General features: G+C 52.7%; 12 protein-coding genes, 2 tRNA genes and 4 rRNA genes. 10 read left to right on the top strand and 8 right to left on the bottom strand.

Going from position 1 to position 18,153, the window contains the following annotated elements; all coding sequences use genetic code 11:
• Positions 1–24: 24 nt before the first annotated feature.
• Genes AC4IBF_RS02095 through AC4IBF_RS02110 form a run of 4 tightly spaced genes read left to right on the top strand, consistent with a single transcriptional unit; the run spans position 25 to position 2,212 of the window.
• Positions 25–579: a DNA topoisomerase family protein gene (locus AC4IBF_RS02095; protein ID WP_045909528.1), complete on the top strand. Its 555-nt coding sequence runs from the start codon at positions 25–27 to the stop codon at positions 577–579.
• Positions 572–1,144 carry an L-threonylcarbamoyladenylate synthase type 1 TsaC gene (gene tsaC, locus AC4IBF_RS02100; protein WP_063622998.1) on the top strand — a complete coding sequence of 191 codons (573 nt, stop codon included), beginning with the start codon at positions 572–574 and terminating at the stop codon, positions 1,142–1,144. Before AC4IBF_RS02095 ends, tsaC begins: the two co-directional genes overlap by 8 nt.
• A 4-nt stretch (positions 1,145–1,148) precedes the next feature.
• A complete protein-coding gene (gene aroE, locus AC4IBF_RS02105) occupies positions 1,149–1,967 on the top strand; it encodes a shikimate dehydrogenase (RefSeq protein ID WP_491463132.1) in 819 nt (272 codons plus the stop codon).
• The gene (locus AC4IBF_RS02110; RefSeq protein WP_491463133.1) at positions 1,964–2,212 is read left to right on the top strand and encodes a DUF1488 family protein; all 249 of its coding nucleotides are present in this window, start codon (positions 1,964–1,966) and stop codon (positions 2,210–2,212) included. Before aroE ends, AC4IBF_RS02110 begins: the two co-directional genes overlap by 4 nt.
• On the opposite strand, the gene AC4IBF_RS02115 is transcribed toward AC4IBF_RS02110, so the two are convergent.
• Positions 2,188–2,742: a gamma carbonic anhydrase family protein gene (locus AC4IBF_RS02115; RefSeq protein WP_491463134.1), complete on the bottom strand. Its 555-nt coding sequence runs from the start codon at positions 2,740–2,742 to the stop codon at positions 2,188–2,190. The genes AC4IBF_RS02110 and AC4IBF_RS02115 overlap by 25 nt on opposite strands.
• 471 nt (positions 2,743–3,213) lie before the next feature.
• Here AC4IBF_RS02115 and AC4IBF_RS02120 point away from each other — a divergent pair.
• The 6 genes from AC4IBF_RS02120 to rrf (AC4IBF_RS02145) all read left to right on the top strand — a co-directional run bounded on the left by AC4IBF_RS02120 (position 3,214) and on the right by rrf (AC4IBF_RS02145) (position 8,438).
• Positions 3,214–4,753 (top strand): 16S ribosomal RNA (locus AC4IBF_RS02120).
• Between the two features lie 84 nt (positions 4,754–4,837).
• Positions 4,838–4,913 (top strand) — tRNA-Glu (locus tag AC4IBF_RS02125).
• Positions 4,914–5,097: 184 nt separating this feature from the next.
• A 23S ribosomal RNA gene (locus tag AC4IBF_RS02130) occupies positions 5,098–8,001 on the top strand.
• A 72-nt stretch (positions 8,002–8,073) separates the two neighbouring features.
• Positions 8,074–8,189, top strand: a 5S ribosomal RNA gene (rrf, locus tag AC4IBF_RS02135).
• Between the two features lie 14 nt (positions 8,190–8,203).
• A tRNA-Thr gene (locus AC4IBF_RS02140) sits at positions 8,204–8,279 on the top strand.
• Positions 8,280–8,322: 43 nt separating this feature from the next.
• Positions 8,323–8,438: ribosomal RNA gene (gene rrf, locus AC4IBF_RS02145) — 5S ribosomal RNA — on the top strand.
• The 16S, 23S and 5S rRNA genes sit together here with 2 tRNA genes alongside, the layout of an rRNA operon.
• 106 nt (positions 8,439–8,544) lie before the next feature.
• Here rrf (AC4IBF_RS02145) and AC4IBF_RS02150 read toward each other — a convergent pair.
• The 7 genes from AC4IBF_RS02150 to AC4IBF_RS02180 form a co-directional block, all read right to left on the bottom strand.
• Positions 8,545–9,303 (bottom strand): amino acid ABC transporter ATP-binding protein, encoded by a 759-nt coding sequence (locus AC4IBF_RS02150; protein ID WP_014171880.1) that lies wholly within the window; start codon positions 9,301–9,303, stop codon positions 8,545–8,547.
• Between the two features lie 7 nt (positions 9,304–9,310).
• Complete coding sequence (locus AC4IBF_RS02155; protein WP_133295475.1) at positions 9,311–10,414, bottom strand: amino acid ABC transporter permease; 1,104 nt, start codon at positions 10,412–10,414, stop codon at positions 9,311–9,313.
• A gap of 9 nt (positions 10,415–10,423) precedes the next feature.
• Complete coding sequence (locus tag AC4IBF_RS02160) at positions 10,424–11,605, bottom strand: amino acid ABC transporter permease (RefSeq protein ID WP_133295232.1); 1,182 nt, start codon at positions 11,603–11,605, stop codon at positions 10,424–10,426.
• Positions 11,606–11,671: 66 nt separating this feature from the next.
• On the bottom strand, positions 11,672–12,697 hold the full coding sequence (locus tag AC4IBF_RS02165; RefSeq protein ID WP_024906309.1) for an amino acid ABC transporter substrate-binding protein: 1,026 nt from the start codon (positions 12,695–12,697) through the stop codon (positions 11,672–11,674).
• Positions 12,698–13,170: 473 nt separating this feature from the next.
• Positions 13,171–13,392: a lipoprotein gene (locus tag AC4IBF_RS02170; RefSeq protein ID WP_008502867.1), complete on the bottom strand. Its 222-nt coding sequence runs from the start codon at positions 13,390–13,392 to the stop codon at positions 13,171–13,173.
• A gap of 304 nt (positions 13,393–13,696) precedes the next feature.
• The gene (locus AC4IBF_RS02175; RefSeq protein ID WP_252093507.1) at positions 13,697–16,810 is read right to left on the bottom strand and encodes an efflux RND transporter permease subunit; all 3,114 of its coding nucleotides are present in this window, start codon (positions 16,808–16,810) and stop codon (positions 13,697–13,699) included.
• Positions 16,811–16,821: 11 nt separating this feature from the next.
• Positions 16,822–17,958: an efflux RND transporter periplasmic adaptor subunit gene (locus AC4IBF_RS02180; RefSeq protein WP_136195020.1), complete on the bottom strand. Its 1,137-nt coding sequence runs from the start codon at positions 17,956–17,958 to the stop codon at positions 16,822–16,824.
• Positions 17,959–18,153: the final 195 nt, after the last annotated feature.

Here is an 18,153-nt window from a genome sequence, read left to right on the forward strand (position 1 = left end):
CAATGTGCAGCACCAAGAGTTGTTATGGCCAAATCAGCACTATTCACGGTGCACAAAAACGAGCCCTGCCCGCAGTGCGGGGCTGAACTTGTTATTCGGTCCGGGAAACACGGCCCGTTTCTCGGTTGTTCTCACTATCCGGAATGTGATTATGTTCGTCCTCTGAAAAGCCAGGCGGATGGGCATATCGTTAAAATTCTGGAGGGACAGCTGTGCCCTCTCTGCGGGGGCGAACTCGCGCTACGCCAGGGGCGTTTCGGCATGTTTATTGGATGTAGCCGCTACCCGGAATGTGAACATACGGAACAAATTGATAAGCCTGATGAAACGGCAATTGCCTGCCCTCAGTGTCAGCGCGGTCAGCTGGTACAGCGCCGTTCCCGTTATGGTAAGACCTTCCATTCGTGCGATCGCTACCCTGACTGCCAGTTCGTTATCAATTTTAAGCCGGTAGCGGGAATCTGCCCTCATTGCAATTATCCGCTACTGATAGAGAAGAAAACCGCGCAAGGCATGAAACGCTTTTGCGCCAGTAAACAATGTGGAAAGCCGGTAACGGCGGATCAATATAGTGAATAATAACCTGCCATCAGGCTCCATTGCGTATGCAGTGGACGTACTGAAAAATGAAGAAGTCATCGCCTATCCAACTGAAGCTGTTTTTGGGGTCGGTTGCGATCCTGACAGCGAGACGGCTGTGAGCCGTCTGCTTACCCTGAAACAAAGACCCGTCGAGAAAGGACTGATTTTGATCGCTGCGAATTACGAGCAGCTTAAACCTTATATCGATGACTCTATGCTGACGCCGGCGCAGCGCGAGACAATCTTCTCCGCGTGGCCTGGACCGGTCACCTTTGTTTTCCCGGCGCAGCCGACAACCCCGCGCTGGTTAACCGGACGCTTTGATTCCCTTGCTGTTCGCGTAACCGACCATCCGCTGGTGGTTGAGCTTTGTCTGGCATTTGGTAAACCACTGGTCTCAACCAGCGCCAACCTGACCGGGCAGCCGCCTTGTCGGACAACCGAAGAAGTGCTGGCGCAGTTCGGGAATGACTTCCCTGTCGCTGTCGGTGAAACGGGAGGGCGCCTGAATCCATCTGAAATTCGCGACGCTTTGACCGGCGAACGTTTTCGCCAGGGGTAATCTCATGGAAACCTATGCTGTTTTTGGTAATCCCATTGCACACAGCAAGTCACCGTTGATCCATCAGCAGTTCGCGGAGCAGCTGCAGATAGATCACCCCTATGGTCGCGTACTGGCGCCAGTGGATGCCTTTATCCCTACGCTTGAGGCCTTTTTCGCCGCGGGGGGCAAAGGCGCGAATGTGACGGTCCCGTTTAAAGAAGAAGCCTTCGAACGTGCGGATGAGCTGACCGAACGCGCTTCACTTGCTGGTGCAGTCAATACCCTAAAACGGCTTGAGGATGGACGCCTTCTGGGGGACAACACCGACGGGATTGGTTTACTCAGCGATCTGGAAAGACTCTCCTTTATCAATCCCGGATTCCGAATCCTGCTGATTGGCGCGGGTGGCGCATCGCGGGGCGTTTTGCTGCCTCTGCTTTCACTGGACTGTTCGGTGACCATCACGAACAGAACCTTTTCCCGGGCAGAAGCGCTGGCGGCGTTGTTTGCGCATACCGGCAGCGTGAGCGCGGTAGCGCTTGACGATCTTGCCGAACGTGAGTTCGATCTTGTCATTAATGCCACATCCAGCGGCATCAACGGTGAGATCCCGGCGATCCCCGCTTCGCTGGTCAGTGCGCATATGTACTTCTATGACATGTTCTATCAGAAAGGGAAGACGCCTTTCCTGAACTGGTGTGAACAACACGGCGCGAAACAGTTAGCCGATGGGCTGGGAATGCTGGTGGGGCAGGCTGCGCATGCGGTGCTGCTCTGGCACGGCGTGTTGCCTGCGGTCGAGCCGGTCATTGAAAAGCTAAAGCAGGAGCTTTCGGCGTGAATCAGGCTATTCATTTCCCGGACAGAGAGCGCTGGGATGAGCATAAACAAGCGGTCTGTTTTCCGGTGCTGGTGCAGGGCATGCAACTTACCTGTGCCATTCATGGGGAAACGCTGTTGCATCGTTTTGGCGGCACAGACCCGCTAGCAGTATTTTGCGAAAATCGCTGGGATCTGGAAGAGGAAGCCAGCGATTTAATCCGCGAAGAGCAGGAAGACGATCAGGGTTGGGTTTGGCTATCCTGATCCAAATAATCATTTTTCCATTTTACGTAGTTGTTCGCCGAGTATTTTAATCCTTCGATCTCTGCCTCCTTAAGGGGGCGGATCTGTTTTACCGGACTTCCCAGATAGAGATAGCCGCTCTCCAGCCGTTTGTTCTGCGGGACCAGGCTACCGGCACCAATCATTACGTCATCTTCTACTATGACGCCATCCAGCAAAATCGACCCCATGCCAACAAGGACGCGATTTCCGATCGTGCAGCCGTGGAGCATCACTTTATGGCCGACGGTAACATCCTCTCCAATGATGAGGGGATTACCCTCGGGGTTATAGGAGGATTTGTGCGTGACATGCAGAACGCTACCGTCCTGAATGTTGGTACGTGCACCAATCGACACATAGTTAACATCTCCCCTGATGGCGACGAGCGGCCAGATGCTGACATCCTCGGCCATTCGGACATCACCAATCACCACGCTGCTGGCATCGATCATCACGCGATCGCCTTTTTGGGGGAACAGATCTTTATAAGGACGTAATACTGCGGGCATATCTACCTCTAACAATGAGCGCTATACAGAAGACTTTGATCGTATTAATGGATCGAGGCAAGGCAAAATACGTCAATATTTAAGCAGATCGGGCGGGATTTCAGCGAAAAGCGCGGAAAATCAGCAGTCGGAAAAAAAGATCTAAAAAATACTTGTGCTAAAAAATGGGATCCCTATAATGCGCCTCCATCGACACGGCGGATGTGAATCACTTCACAAACAGCCCGGTCGGTTGAAGAGAAAAAATCCTGAAATAACGGGTTGACTCTGAAAGAGGAAAGCGTAATATACGCCACCTCGCAACGGTGAGCGAAAGCCGCGTTGCACTGCTCTTTAACAATTTATCAGACAATCTGTGTGGGCACTCAAAGTGACATGGATTCTTAACGTCGCAAGACGAAAAATGAATACCAAGTCTCTGAGTGAACATACGTAATTCATTACGAAGTTTAATTCACGAGCATCAAACTTAAATTGAAGAGTTTGATCATGGCTCAGATTGAACGCTGGCGGCAGGCCTAACACATGCAAGTCGAGCGGTAACACAGGGAGCTTGCTCCTGGGTGACGAGCGGCGGACGGGTGAGTAATGTCTGGGAAACTGCCTGATGGAGGGGGATAACTACTGGAAACGGTAGCTAATACCGCATAACGTCGCAAGATCAAAGAGGGGGACCTTCGGGCCTCTTGCCATCAGATGTGCCCAGATGGGATTAGCTAGTAGGTGGGGTAATGGCTCACCTAGGCGACGATCCCTAGCTGGTCTGAGAGGATGACCAGCCACACTGGAACTGAGACACGGTCCAGACTCCTACGGGAGGCAGCAGTGGGGAATATTGCACAATGGGCGCAAGCCTGATGCAGCCATGCCGCGTGTATGAAGAAGGCCTTCGGGTTGTAAAGTACTTTCAGCGGGGAGGAAGGCGTTGTGGTTAATAACCACAGCGATTGACGTTACCCGCAGAAGAAGCACCGGCTAACTCCGTGCCAGCAGCCGCGGTAATACGGAGGGTGCAAGCGTTAATCGGAATTACTGGGCGTAAAGCGCACGCAGGCGGTCTGTCAAGTCGGATGTGAAATCCCCGGGCTCAACCTGGGAACTGCATTCGAAACTGGCAGGCTAGAGTCTTGTAGAGGGGGGTAGAATTCCAGGTGTAGCGGTGAAATGCGTAGAGATCTGGAGGAATACCGGTGGCGAAGGCGGCCCCCTGGACAAAGACTGACGCTCAGGTGCGAAAGCGTGGGGAGCAAACAGGATTAGATACCCTGGTAGTCCACGCCGTAAACGATGTCGACTTGGAGGTTGTGCCCTTGAGGCGTGGCTTCCGGAGCTAACGCGTTAAGTCGACCGCCTGGGGAGTACGGCCGCAAGGTTAAAACTCAAATGAATTGACGGGGGCCCGCACAAGCGGTGGAGCATGTGGTTTAATTCGATGCAACGCGAAGAACCTTACCTACTCTTGACATCCAGAGAACTTTCCAGAGATGGATTGGTGCCTTCGGGAACTCTGAGACAGGTGCTGCATGGCTGTCGTCAGCTCGTGTTGTGAAATGTTGGGTTAAGTCCCGCAACGAGCGCAACCCTTATCCTTTGTTGCCAGCGGTTAGGCCGGGAACTCAAAGGAGACTGCCAGTGATAAACTGGAGGAAGGTGGGGATGACGTCAAGTCATCATGGCCCTTACGAGTAGGGCTACACACGTGCTACAATGGCGCATACAAAGAGAAGCGACCTCGCGAGAGCAAGCGGACCTCATAAAGTGCGTCGTAGTCCGGATTGGAGTCTGCAACTCGACTCCATGAAGTCGGAATCGCTAGTAATCGTAGATCAGAATGCTACGGTGAATACGTTCCCGGGCCTTGTACACACCGCCCGTCACACCATGGGAGTGGGTTGCAAAAGAAGTAGGTAGCTTAACCTTCGGGAGGGCGCTTACCACTTTGTGATTCATGACTGGGGTGAAGTCGTAACAAGGTAACCGTAGGGGAACCTGCGGTTGGATCACCTCCTTACCTTAAAGAACCTGCCTTTGCAGTGCTCACACAGATTGTCTGATGAAAAGTAAATAGCAAGGCGTCTTGCGATTGAGACTACACGTCCCCTTCGTCTAGAGGCCCAGGACACCGCCCTTTCACGGCGGTAACAGGGGTTCGAATCCCCTAGGGGACGCCACTTGCTGGTTCGTGAGTGAAAGTCACCTGCCGTCATATCTCAAAACTGACTTACGAGTCACGTTTGAGATATTTGCTCTTTAAAAATCTGGATCAAGCTGAAAATTGAAACGACACATCTTTAATGGTGTGTTCGAGTCTCTCAAATTTTCGCAATCTTGAAGTGAAACATCTTCGGGTTGTGAGGTTAAGCGACTAAGCGTACACGGTGGATGCCCTGGCAGTCAGAGGCGATGAAGGACGTGCTAATCTGCGAAAAGCGCCGGCGAGGTGATATGAACCTTTGACCCGGCGATGTCCGAATGGGGAAACCCAGTGCAATTCGTTGCACTATCGTTAACTGAATACATAGGTTAACGAGGCGAACCGGGGGAACTGAAACATCTAAGTACCCCGAGGAAAAGAAATCAACCGAGATTCCCCCAGTAGCGGCGAGCGAACGGGGAGCAGCCCAGAGTCTGAATCAGCTTGTGTGTTAGTGGAAGCGTCTGGAAAGTCGCACGGTACAGGGTGACAGTCCCGTACACGAAAGCACACAGGCTGTGAACTCGAAGAGTAGGGCGGGACACGTGGTATCCTGTCTGAATATGGGGGGACCATCCTCCAAGGCTAAATACTCCTGACTGACCGATAGTGAACCAGTACCGTGAGGGAAAGGCGAAAAGAACCCCGGCGAGGGGAGTGAAAAAGAACCTGAAACCGTGTACGTACAAGCAGTGGGAGCACCTTCGTGGTGTGACTGCGTACCTTTTGTATAATGGGTCAGCGACTTATATTCTGTAGCAAGGTTAACCGTATAGGGGAGCCGAAGGGAAACCGAGTCTTAACTGGGCGTTAAGTTGCAGGGTATAGACCCGAAACCCGGTGATCTAGCCATGGGCAGGTTGAAGGTTGGGTAACACTAACTGGAGGACCGAACCGACTAATGTTGAAAAATTAGCGGATGACTTGTGGCTGGGGGTGAAAGGCCAATCAAACCGGGAGATAGCTGGTTCTCCCCGAAAGCTATTTAGGTAGCGCCTCGTGAACTCATCTTCGGGGGTAGAGCACTGTTTCGGCTAGGGGGCCATCCCGGCTTACCAACCCGATGCAAACTACGAATACCGAAGAATGTTATCACGGGAGACACACGGCGGGTGCTAACGTCCGTCGTGAAGAGGGAAACAACCCAGACCGCCAGCTAAGGTCCCAAAGTCATGGTTAAGTGGGAAACGATGTGGGAAGGCACAGACAGCCAGGATGTTGGCTTAGAAGCAGCCATCATTTAAAGAAAGCGTAATAGCTCACTGGTCGAGTCGGCCTGCGCGGAAGATGTAACGGGGCTAAACCATGCACCGAAGCTGCGGCAGCGACACTATGTGTTGTTGGGTAGGGGAGCGTTCTGTAAGCCGTTGAAGGTGTGCTGTGAGGCATGCTGGAGGTATCAGAAGTGCGAATGCTGACATAAGTAACGATAAAGCGGGTGAAAAGCCCGCTCGCCGGAAGACCAAGGGTTCCTGTCCAACGTTAATCGGGGCAGGGTGAGTCGACCCCTAAGGCGAGGCCGAAAGGCGTAGTCGATGGGAAACAGGTTAATATTCCTGTACTTGGTGTTACTGCGAAGGGGGGACGGAGAAGGCTATGTTAGCCGGGCGACGGTTGTCCCGGTTTAAGCATGTAGGCGGAGGTTCCAGGTAAATCCGGTACCTTTTAACGCTGAGGTGTGATGACGAGGCACTACGGTGCTGAAGTAACAAATGCCCTGCTTCCAGGAAAAGCCTCTAAGCATCAGGTAACACGAAATCGTACCCCAAACCGACACAGGTGGTCAGGTAGAGAATACCAAGGCGCTTGAGAGAACTCGGGTGAAGGAACTAGGCAAAATGGTGCCGTAACTTCGGGAGAAGGCACGCTGATATGTAGGTGAAGCCCCTGCGGGTGGAGCTGAAATCAGTCGAAGATACCAGCTGGCTGCAACTGTTTATTAAAAACACAGCACTGTGCAAACACGAAAGTGGACGTATACGGTGTGACGCCTGCCCGGTGCCGGAAGGTTAATTGATGGGGTTAGCGGCAACGCGAAGCTCTTGATCGAAGCCCCGGTAAACGGCGGCCGTAACTATAACGGTCCTAAGGTAGCGAAATTCCTTGTCGGGTAAGTTCCGACCTGCACGAATGGCGTAATGATGGCCAGGCTGTCTCCACCCGAGACTCAGTGAAATTGAACTCGCTGTGAAGATGCAGTGTACCCGCGGCAAGACGGAAAGACCCCGTGAACCTTTACTATAGCTTGACACTGAACACTGGTCCTTGATGTGTAGGATAGGTGGGAGGCTTTGAAGCGTGGACGCCAGTCTGCGTGGAGCCGTCCTTGAAATACCACCCTTTAATGGCTGGTGTTCTAACGTAGACCCGTGATCCGGGTTGCGGACAGTGTCTGGTGGGTAGTTTGACTGGGGCGGTCTCCTCCCAAAGAGTAACGGAGGAGCACGAAGGTTAGCTAATCCTGGTCGGACATCAGGAGGTTAGTGCAATGGCATAAGCTAGCTTGACTGCGAGAGTGACGGCTCGAGCAGGTGCGAAAGCAGGTCATAGTGATCCGGTGGTTCTGAATGGAAGGGCCATCGCTCAACGGATAAAAGGTACTCCGGGGATAACAGGCTGATACCGCCCAAGAGTTCATATCGACGGCGGTGTTTGGCACCTCGATGTCGGCTCATCACATCCTGGGGCTGAAGTAGGTCCCAAGGGTATGGCTGTTCGCCATTTAAAGTGGTACGCGAGCTGGGTTTAGAACGTCGTGAGACAGTTCGGTCCCTATCTGCCGTGGGCGCTGGAGAATTGAGGGGGGCTGCTCCTAGTACGAGAGGACCGGAGTGGACGCATCACTGGTGTTCGGGTTGTCATGCCAATGGCACTGCCCGGTAGCTAAATGCGGAAAAGATAAGTGCTGAAAGCATCTAAGCACGAAACTTGCCCCGAGATGAGTTCTCCCTGAGACTTTAAGTCTCCTGAAGGAACGTTGAAGACGACGACGTTGATAGGTCGGGTGTGTAAGCGCAGCGATGCGTTGAGCTAACCGATACTAATGAACCGTGAGGCTTAACCTTACAACGCCGAAGGTGTTTTGGCGAAGAGACAGAACAATCAATTTCAGCCTGATACAGATTTAACAGAATTTGCCTGGCGGCTTTAGCGCGGTGGTCCCACCTGACCCCATGCCGAACTCAGAAGTGAAACGCCGTAGCGCCGATGGTAGTGTGGGGTCTCCCCATGTGAGAGTAGGGAACTGCCAGGCATCAAATTTAGCGTGCTGATATGGCTCAGTTGGTAGAGCGCACCCTTGGTAAGGGTGAGGTCCCCAGTTCGACTCTGGGTATCAGCACCACTTTATACTTAGGTTAAAGTTCGGCAAGAAGTAAAAGAATTTGTCTGGCGGCTTTAGCGCGGTGGTCCCACCTGACCCCATGCCGAACTCAGAAGTGAAACGCCGTAGCGCCGATGGTAGTGTGGGGTCTCCCCATGTGAGAGTAGGGAACTGCCAGACATCAAATAAGTGAGAAGGCCATCCGAAAGGATGGCCTTTTTGCGTTATGATTCTCGTGAAAACCGTAAGCCCGGTAAGCGCAGCGCTACCGGGCAAAAACTGCTGATTAATGAATCACCTGCGACAGGAATGCTCGCGTACGCTCTGACTTCGGATGCGCAAAGAACTCATCCGGTGGCGCCTGCTCAACAATCTCCCCACGGTCCATAAAGATCACCCGATCGGCGACGGTTCGTGCAAAACCCATCTCATGCGTCACGCACAGCATGGTCATGCCGGATTGTGCCAGCCCAATCATGGTGTCCAGAACCTCTTTCACCATTTCCGGATCGAGGGCAGATGTCGGTTCATCAAACAGCATAATTTTCGGTTTCATACACAGAGAACGGGCGATAGCCACACGCTGCTGCTGGCCACCCGATATCTGGCCAGGGAACTTATTGGCATGCTCTGCGATGCGCACTCGCTCCAGGTAGTGCATTGCCAACGCCTCGGCTTCCTTTTTCGGCATCTTCCGTACCCAAATCGGTGCAAGCGTACAGTTCTGCAGAACGGTCAGGTGCGGAAACAGATTAAAGTGCTGAAAGACCATACCCACTTCCTGACGCACGCGTTCGATATTGCGGATATCTTCATTCAGCTCGATACCATCAACCACAATGCGTCCTTGCTGATGTTCTTCAAGATGATTAATACAGCGAATGGTTGTGGATTTCCCGGAGCCAGAAGGGCCGCAAAGGACGATGCGTTCTCCCTGCTTTACCTTAAGATTAATGTCCTTCAGGACATGAAACTGTCCGTACCATTTATTCACATTTTCCAGCGTAATCATCGCGTCGGCGGGTGTCATAGTTATTTGGCTCATAATTTCCTCAGTGCGGTGTACGCCCGGTGTTAAAGCGCTTTTCCAGATGCTGGCTGTAGCGCGACATGCTAAAACAAAAGATCCAGTAGATCAGGGCAGCAAAGACATATCCTTCGGTGGACATACCCAGCCAGACTGGGTCAACGGTCGCCTGTTGCACGCTGCTAAAGAGATCGAACAATCCAATGATGATCACCAGGCTGGTATCCTTGAAGAGGGCAATGATCGTGTTGACCAGACCCGGGATGACCAGCTTGAGTGCCTGGGGAAGAATGACCAGCCCCTGCGTTTTCCAGTAGCCGAGAGCCAGTGATTCCGCCGCTTCGTACTGCCCTTTAGGCAACGCCTGCAGACCACCACGTACGACTTCAGCGACATAGGCGGACTGGAAGAGAATTACCCCGACCAGGGCACGGATCAGTTTGTCGATCGTTGTGCCTTCTGCCATGAATAGCGGCAGCATGACCGACGACATAAAGAGAACGGTAATAAGCGGGACGCCGCGCCAGAACTCAATGAAGATAACGGAGAGCACGCGTACAATCGGCATTTTTGAACGCCGTCCCAGGGCCAGTAAAATCCCCCACGGTAGCGCACCGGCTATCCCCACAGAAGCGATAATCAGCGTCAGCGTCAGCCCGCCCCACTGGCGTGTTTCAACGCGTTCCAGCCCCAGGAAACCGCCATACAACAGCACCCAGACAATAATCGGATAAACCACCGCCCAGACGGCAATATAGCGTCCACGGTGAGGCAGCTTTTTCCAGAACATGACTGCGACAGATATCAGGCCGATAATCAGCGCCAGATTAATCCGCCAGCGCTGTTCGTGGGGATACAGCCCATACATGAACTGACCGAAGCGTTCATGGATAAACACCCAGCAGGCGCCGGCTTTTGTACAGTCTGCCCGAGTTGAACCGACCCAGTTGGCCTGTAAAAACGCCCAGTTCAGCAGGGGAGGAATCAATTCCCACATGAGCCACAGGCAGACAATCGTCAGCAGGCTGTTACTCCAGCTGGAGAACAGGTTCTTGCGCGCCCAGAGAATGAAACGTCCACCTGTCGAGTTGGCAGGGCGCGAGGAGTGCGACAGTATCGCTTTTGTCATCATAAATCCTTAGCGCTCGACCAGTGCTATACGACGGTTATAGAGGTTCATCAGCAATGAAATCACCAGGCTGATGATCAGATAGACAGACATCGTGATGGCGATGGTTTCAATGGCTTGTCCGGTCTGGTTAAGCACGGTTCCGGCGAAGAGTGACACCATATCCGGATAACCAATAGCGGCGGCCAGCGACGAGTTTTTAACGATGTTGAGATACTGGCTGGTCAGAGGCGGAATGATGACCCGTAAAGCCTGCGGGATGATGACCTGGCGAAGCGTCACGGTATGGGGTAATCCCAGCGAGCGTGCCGCTTCGTGCTGCCCGTAAGGTACGGCCTGGATCCCGGCACGAATAATCTCGGCAATAAACGCGGACGTATAAATCGACAGCGCCAATGTTAGAGCTGCCAGCTCGGGAATTAACACCATTCCACCCTGGAAGTTAAAGCCTCGTAGGTGTGGAACATCCCAGTGCAACGCGGCCCCAAACAGCCAGTGTGCCACCAGCGGCAGGCTAACGAGCAGGATAACTGCCGTGGGCCAGGTTCTGCGAAGCTGACCGGTTTTGATCTGATGCTTGCGGTTAAAACGGAATGCCCCGGCAGACAGAGCAAACGCTATCACAATCGCGCCGATAAAAGCGTACAGACCTTCACCCGGCAGAGGAGAAGGGATAGACAACCCACGGTTGCTCAGGAAAAAAAGCTCAAACGCGTCGACGGCCTGACGGGGGCCGGGTAGGTTACGCAATACGGCAAAATACCAGAAGAAGATCTGCAGGAGCGGGGGGATATTGCGGAACGTTTCAATATAAACAGTCGACAGCTTCCGCAGGAGCCAGTTTTCAGAAAGACGCGCCAGACCAATAAAGAAGCCCAGAATCGACGCGAAGACGATACAAAGCGCCGATACCAACAGCGTATTCAGTAAACCGACCACGAACACGCGTCCATACGTGTCACCTTCCTGGTAATCAATAAGATGCTGAACAATGCCAAACCCCGCGCTGCGATCTAAAAACGCGAAACCGGAGGTAATGCCGCGATTATTCAGGTTAGTGATGGTGTTATGGATGAGATACACGGCGATGAGAACAACCGCAACAATAGCAATAATCTGGAATAGCCAGGCGCGGACCGCGGGATGAGAAAAGGATAGCGATCCTTTTACGGCTGAGCGGCGATGGGACATAAGAAACCTCAGTAACCATGACTCTGGAGTGGGCACTGCCGGAGCAGTGCCCGTTACAGCTATGACTTAACGTACTGGTGGTGCGTACTGAATACCGCCGTTGTTCCAGAGATTGTTCTGGCCGCGTTTGATCTTCAGCGGGCTTTCCGATCCCACGTTGCGTTCAAAGATCTCAGAGTAGTTGCCCACCTGTTTGATGATGTTGTAGGCCCACTTGTTATCCAGCTTCAGATCCTTGCCGAAATCACCTTCTGTACCCAGCAGGTGTGCCATATCCGGGTTGGATGGCTTAGCCGCTTTCTCATCCACGTTTTTCGAGTTGATCCCCATCTCTTCTGCGTTCAGCATGGCAAACAGCGTCCAGCGAACAATGGAGAACCAGTCTTCATCGCCACGACGTACCACCGGTCCGAGAGGTTCTTTGGAGATCACTTCAGGCAGAACAATCCATTCAGCCGGGTTGCTCAGCTTAATGCGTAAGGCATACAGCTGTGACTGGTCAGAGGCCAGCGTGTCGCAACGGCCGGATTCCAGCGCTTTAGCCGATTCATCCGAGCGGTCGAATGTCACTGGCGTATATTTCATGTTATTTGCTTTGAAATAATCGGCGACGTTCAGCTCGGTATCGGTGCCCGCCTGGATGCAAACGGTGGCCCCATCCAGCTCCTTAGCGCTTTTCAGGCCGGCTTTGTTGTGGGTCAGGAAGCCGATGCCGTCATAATAGGTCACGCCCGTAAATGACATCCCCATGCCTGCATCACGGGATGACGTCCAGGTGGTATTACGGGAGAGCATGTCGACCTCGCCGGACTGCAGTGCCGTAAAGCGTTCTTTCGCCGTCAGCGGGGTGTATTTTACTTTGCTGTCATCACCAAAAACGGCGGCTGCAACGCCACGGCAGACATCCACATCAATACCGGTAAATTTGCCGTTCGCATCGGCATAAGAGAAGCCAGGCAAACCGTCACTGATACCGCATTGAACAAAACCTTTCTTTTTAACGGCATCCAGTGTCGTTCCCGCATGGGCTTGACCGGCTACGGCAAACAACATGCCTGCAGCGGCCAGGCTGGCTATCATCGTCTTTTTCATAATGCATCCTGTGTGGCGAAATTTATCGTTATAGAGGCGTTTTTAAACGCTTTACCTGTCTGTGGCTTTGGCCAACGTTTATAAAGCAAACGTAATGCCAGTTTTGCGTCCGACAAAATTAGAGATGAGTGAACGCTTAATGCTGAGTTTAGACAGGCTTAAATAAAACGAGCGCCCTGAAACGGTGCGAAATTACAACCTGCGCCACAAATTGGAGCAAAAGTTTTGAGTCGCGTCAGGAAAAAGACGAGATAGTTTCTAGCGTGAATATTGGCAGGATATTCAATAATATTAATGTGTGAAAATCATCACAATAGAACCGGTAATTTAAATGAGTATACGAAAAAGATGTGACTGGCTTCAGCATGAAATGAACAGCGTGAATAAATACGGGGCTATTTTTTTACTTATTTGAAAATAGTGCACTGATTAAAAGCAAAAGCGCGGTCAGAGCCGCGCTTTCTTAACAGCAGTTACTTCGTCAGGGCAACAATACCCAGCGTCAAACCCGCCACTGCGGCAGCACCGCCGGCGATAGCACCCGCAGTTTCCCAGTTATCCTGGGTGGTGCCTTTCATACAGGTATTGGTATGAACCAGTCGGCCCTGGTCGTCGTAAACCGGTACACATGGAGAGTCGTGCGCGCAACCAGCAAGCAGCGCAGCGAGGAGTGCAACGGAAATGAATCTTTTCATGATGTTACCTCAGTATTATTTCTCGTCCGCTATAAAGCCAGGAGGGCAATTAACGAACTGGAGGTTATTTTACCACCGGGGTAAGTCCACGTTACACGAGGAATAATCTCAAATTATGTAGTTTGTAAAAATCGTGGAGAAAAGTCGGTTTCAGGACGAATTAATGGAGACATTATGAAGGGATAATAGAGTGTTTTTACTTAATGCAAATCATCGTATTTTTAACATGACTTTTGCTTAATGCCTAATTCATTGTTTATCTTAAAAATAAAAAAGGCACCCGAGGTGCCTTTTTAGGGACATGTTAATCTTTATGACGGGTAAAGCGTCGACGGACAACCACAAAGAAGACGGGCACGAAGAAAATCGCCAGAAGCGTTGCGGAAAGCATTCCCCCCATCACGCCCGTACCGACGGCGTTTTGCGCGCCGCTCCCGGCCCCTGAGCTGATCACCAGCGGCATGACGCCAAGGATAAAAGCCAGGGAAGTCATCAGGATCGGTCGAAGGCGCATCCTTGACGCCTCCAGTGTGGCTTCAATAATGCCTTTACCTTCTTTCTCCATCAGGTCCTTAGCAAATTCGACGATCAAAATGGCGTTTTTCGCCGATAAACCAATCGTCGTCAGCAGACCGACCTGGAAATAGACGTCATTGTTTAATCCACGCAGCGACGCTGCGAGAAGCGCCCCAATGACCCCCAGCGGCACAACCAGCATAACGGAGAACGGAATGGACCAGCTTTCATACAGCGCTGCCAGACACAGGAACACCACGATCAGTGAAATGGCGTACAGGGCAGGTGCCTGGTTACCCGAAAGCCGCTCCTGATAAGACATCCCCGTCCAGTCATATCCGATACCGGAAGGCAGTTTTGCCGCGAGGCTTTCCATCATAGCCATAGCCTCACCGGTACTTTTACCCGGGGCTGACTCACCGAGGATCTCCATAGAGGGCATCCCGTTATAGCGCTCCAGTCGGGGTGAACCATAGACCCAGCGAGCGTTGCTAAAGGCTGAGAAAGGGACCATTTCTCCATTCGCGCTGCGCACGTAAAGGTTGTTAATATCTCCTGGCAACATACGGAATTTTGCGTCGGCCTGTACGTAGACTTTTTTCACGCGCCCATGATCGATAAAGTCGTTCACATAGGTGCCACCTAAGGCTGTTGAAATCGTCTGGTTGACGTCAGAAAGACTGACGCCCAGCGCCTGTGCTTTCTCCTGGTCGACATCCAGCTTGAACTGGGGCGTATCTTCAAGACCGTTAGGACGCACGCTAACCAGCAGATCAGAGTGCTCTTTCACCATGTTAAGCAGTTGGTTACGCGCCTGAGTCAGCTGGGTATGCCCCAGGTTAGCCTGATCGATCAATTCAAAATCGAAGCCCGTAGCGGTACCCAGTTCGATAATTGCAGGCAGGTTAAACGGGAACACGAGGCCATCTTTAATCTGACTGAAGGCTTTAGTCGCGCGACCGACAATCGCCTCAACGCCGTTTTTCTGTCCCGGGCGTTCCTCCCAGGGCTTCAGGCTGACGAAGGCAATGCCGGCGTTCTGACCCTGGCCGCTAAAGCTAAAGCCATTTACGGTAAAGACGGATTGGACGTTCGCCTTCTCTTTGTTCAGGTAATAGTCCTGTACCTGGTCGAGCACCTGTTGAGTACGCGTCTGAGTTGCACCTGCCGGGAGTTGAACCATCGTCATGAACACCCCCTGATCCTCTTCGGGCAGAAAGGAGGTAGGTAAGCGCAGGAAGAGCACCGCCATCCCACCGACGATGATGACGTACACCACCAGATAGCGCCCTGTCTTGCGCAAAATACCGCTCACGCTGTTGCTGTAGTGCTCCACGCTTTTATCAAAGAGCGCATTAAACCAGCTGAAAAAGCCACCTTTTTTCTGACGATGGTCGTCGGATACGGGCTTAAGCAACGTTGCGCAGAGTGCGGGCGTCAGGATTAGCGCAACCAGTACCGACAGCGCCATAGCGGACACGATAGTCAGTGAGAACTGGCGATATATTGCTCCAGTCGAGCCGCCAAAAAAGGCCATTGGAATAAAGACCGCCGAGAGCACCATGGCGATCCCCACCAGCGCACCCTGGATCTGCTCCATCGACTTCTGCGTGGCCTCTTTGGGCGGCAGGTTATCCTCGACCATGACGCGTTCAACGTTCTCAACGACCACAATAGCGTCATCGACCAGCAGACCTATCGCCAGCACCATGCCGAACATCGTCAGGGTATTGATGGAGAAACCAAATGCCGCCAGAACCGCGAAGGTACCCAGCAGAACGACCGGCACCGCGATAGTCGGGATGAGCGTTGCCCGCAGGTTTTGCAGGAAGAGGTACATGACCAGGAAGACGAGAATGATTGCTTCAAACAGGGTCTTCACCACTTCGTGGATAGAGATTTTTACAAAAGGCGTGGTGTCATAGGGATAGACAACTTTCAGACCCTGTGGGAAGAACTGCTGCAGTTGCGTCAGCTTGCTCTTAATGGCAGCCGCAGTGTCCAGCGCATTTGCTCCGGTTGCCAGCTTGATCCCGAGACCGGTTGCCGCCTGCCCGTTGATTTTAGTGACCATGTTGTAGTTTTCGCCACCGAGCTCAATGCGAGCCACATCCTTAAGATGAACCATCGAGCCGTCCTGATTCACCTTGAGCGTCACGCGGCCAAATTCCCCCGGTGATTTCAGGCGAGTTTGCGCGATGATCGAGGCATTCAGCTGCTGACCGGGAATGGACGGCGTTCCGCCCAGCTGGCCTGCCGCTATCTGGTCGTTCTGCGTTTTCAGCTGGCTGATAATATCCAGCGGCGTCAGCTGGTATTTGTTCATCGCGTTGCTGTCGAGCCAGATGCGCATCGCATACTGAGCACCAAACAGCTGCACGTCGCCAACGCCAGACGTTCGGCTGATGGCATCTTTGACGTTTGAGGCGACGTAATCAGAGATGTCGTTCTGCGTGAGATTTTTGTTGTCAGAAACAAAACCGGCGACCAGCAGGAAGCTGCTGCTGGATTTCTCCACGCCGATCCCTTGCTGCTGCACCTCTTGCGGCAGCAGCGGCATGGCGAGCTGCAGCTTGTTTTGCACTTGTACCTGAGCGATATCCGGATCGGTTCCTGACTCGAAGGTCAGAGTGATGGTGACGTTGCCCGCTGAATCGCTGGTGGATGACATATACATCAGGTTATCGATACCGTTCATGTTCTGTTCTATAACCTGAGTCACGGTATCCTGTACCGTTTGAGCGTCAGCTCCAGGGTAGGTCGCGGATATCGCCACGGCGGGAGGTGCAATGGTTGGGTACTGTGCGACGGGGAGTTTGAGAATGGCCAGCCCGCCAGCAATCATCAAAATGATAGCAAGTACCCAGGCGAAAACCGGTCTCTGAATAAAGAAATTAGCCATGTCGTCGTCCCTTAACCGGCTGGAGTCGTTGTGGTATCCGGCGTGGCGACGACGGTTACCCCCGGTCTGATTTTCTGTAGCCCGCTGACGATCACGCGGTCACCGTTTTTCAGCCCTTCGGTTACCAGCCAGCGGTCCCCAATCGCCTGAGGCGCAACGACGGTACGCGACTCAACCTGGTTTTTATCGTTCACCACCATCACGGTGGCTTCGCCTCGCGGCGTGCGGGTCACGCCTTGCTGGGGAACCAGAATCGCATCCGGCTGCGTACCTTCATCAATGCGGGCGCGAACGAACATGCCGGGTAACAGCAGATGTTGAGGATTCGGGAAAATGGCGCGCAGGGTAATCGAGCCGGTACTTTCGTCCACCGTGACGTCAGAGAACTGCAATGTGCCTTTCAGCGGATAGGGCTGTCCGTTCTCCATCAGTAGCTCAACGCTGCTGGCGTTACCGCCTTTTTGCAGGCTCGTTTGTTTAAGGCGCATAAAATCATTGCTGGACTGGGTGACATCGACATAAATAGGATCGAGCTGCTGGACCGTTGCCAGTGCAGCGGTTTGTCCGTTCGTCACCAGCGCCCCTTCCGTCACGCTGGATTTGCCGATGCGACCATCGACGGGAGACGTCACCTTGGTATAAGCAAGATTGATTCGTGCACTTTCAACGCCCGCTTTGGCGGCGACGACGCTGGCATCTGCCTGCTGGGCCGTGGCGACGGCCTGGTCATACTCTTGCTTGCTGACATACTGTGTGCCGACCAGCGGGAGATAACGTTTCACCGTCAGGTGCGCAATATTGGCCGCCGCCTGGGCCTTCGCCAGCTCGCCTTTCGCGTTATCGTATGCCGCCTGATAGGTTGCAGGATCAATCTGATAAAGCGAATCCCCGGCTTTTACATCGCTACCTTCCGTGAAGTTGCGGCGCAGGATGATACCGCTAACCTGCGGACGAACCTCTGCAACGCGGAACGCATCTGTTCTTCCCGGGAGTTCAGTGGTGACAGCCAGAGGCGCGCTTTGCACAATATGCACGCTGACCTGAGGTGCCTGCAGGTGTTGTTGATTTTCCTGACCATCGCATCCAGTGAGCAGTACCGCGCAGACAATGAAACCGGATAAGGGCAAGCGTCTGAAATGATTCGTCATTACTGTTCCTTTAAATACCCATAAACCGATATATGCCGCGAATCGGTAGCGGGGCAGAGGGATAAAAAATAAAATGTAGCTGCGTATAATAATGAGGGTATTTAATCTTTTTTAATTTATAAGTGCGAATGACCATGCTTACAGAAAAAATCAGAATCAGACCATGTCCATTCAGGGGTATACTTCATGTATATT

The sequence above is a fragment of the Enterobacter sp. Taxon_8 genome (assembly GCF_058354585.1).

Bases quoted from the DNA above. Each gene is read 5' to 3' on its own strand.
- AC4IBF_RS02095 (WP_045909528.1), top strand. From the start codon at position 25: ATGGCCAAATCAGCACTATTCACGGTGCACAAAAACGAGCCCTGCCCG.
- aroE (WP_491463132.1), top strand. From the start codon at position 1,149: ATGGAAACCTATGCTGTTTTTGGTAATCCCATTGCACACAGCAAGTCA.
- AC4IBF_RS02115 (WP_491463134.1), bottom strand. From the start codon at position 2,742: ATGCCCGCAGTATTACGTCCTTATAAAGATCTGTTCCCCCAAAAAGGC.
- AC4IBF_RS02150 (WP_014171880.1), bottom strand. From the start codon at position 9,303: ATGAGCCAAATAACTATGACACCCGCCGACGCGATGATTACGCTGGAA.
- AC4IBF_RS02155 (WP_133295475.1), bottom strand. From the start codon at position 10,414: ATGACAAAAGCGATACTGTCGCACTCCTCGCGCCCTGCCAACTCGACA.
- AC4IBF_RS02160 (WP_133295232.1), bottom strand. From the start codon at position 11,605: ATGTCCCATCGCCGCTCAGCCGTAAAAGGATCGCTATCCTTTTCTCAT.
- AC4IBF_RS02165 (WP_024906309.1), bottom strand. From the start codon at position 12,697: ATGAAAAAGACGATGATAGCCAGCCTGGCCGCTGCAGGCATGTTGTTT.
- AC4IBF_RS02170 (WP_008502867.1), bottom strand. From the start codon at position 13,392: ATGAAAAGATTCATTTCCGTTGCACTCCTCGCTGCGCTGCTTGCTGGT.
- AC4IBF_RS02175 (WP_252093507.1), bottom strand. From the start codon at position 16,810: ATGGCTAATTTCTTTATTCAGAGACCGGTTTTCGCCTGGGTACTTGCT.
- AC4IBF_RS02180 (WP_136195020.1), bottom strand. From the start codon at position 17,958: ATGACGAATCATTTCAGACGCTTGCCCTTATCCGGTTTCATTGTCTGC.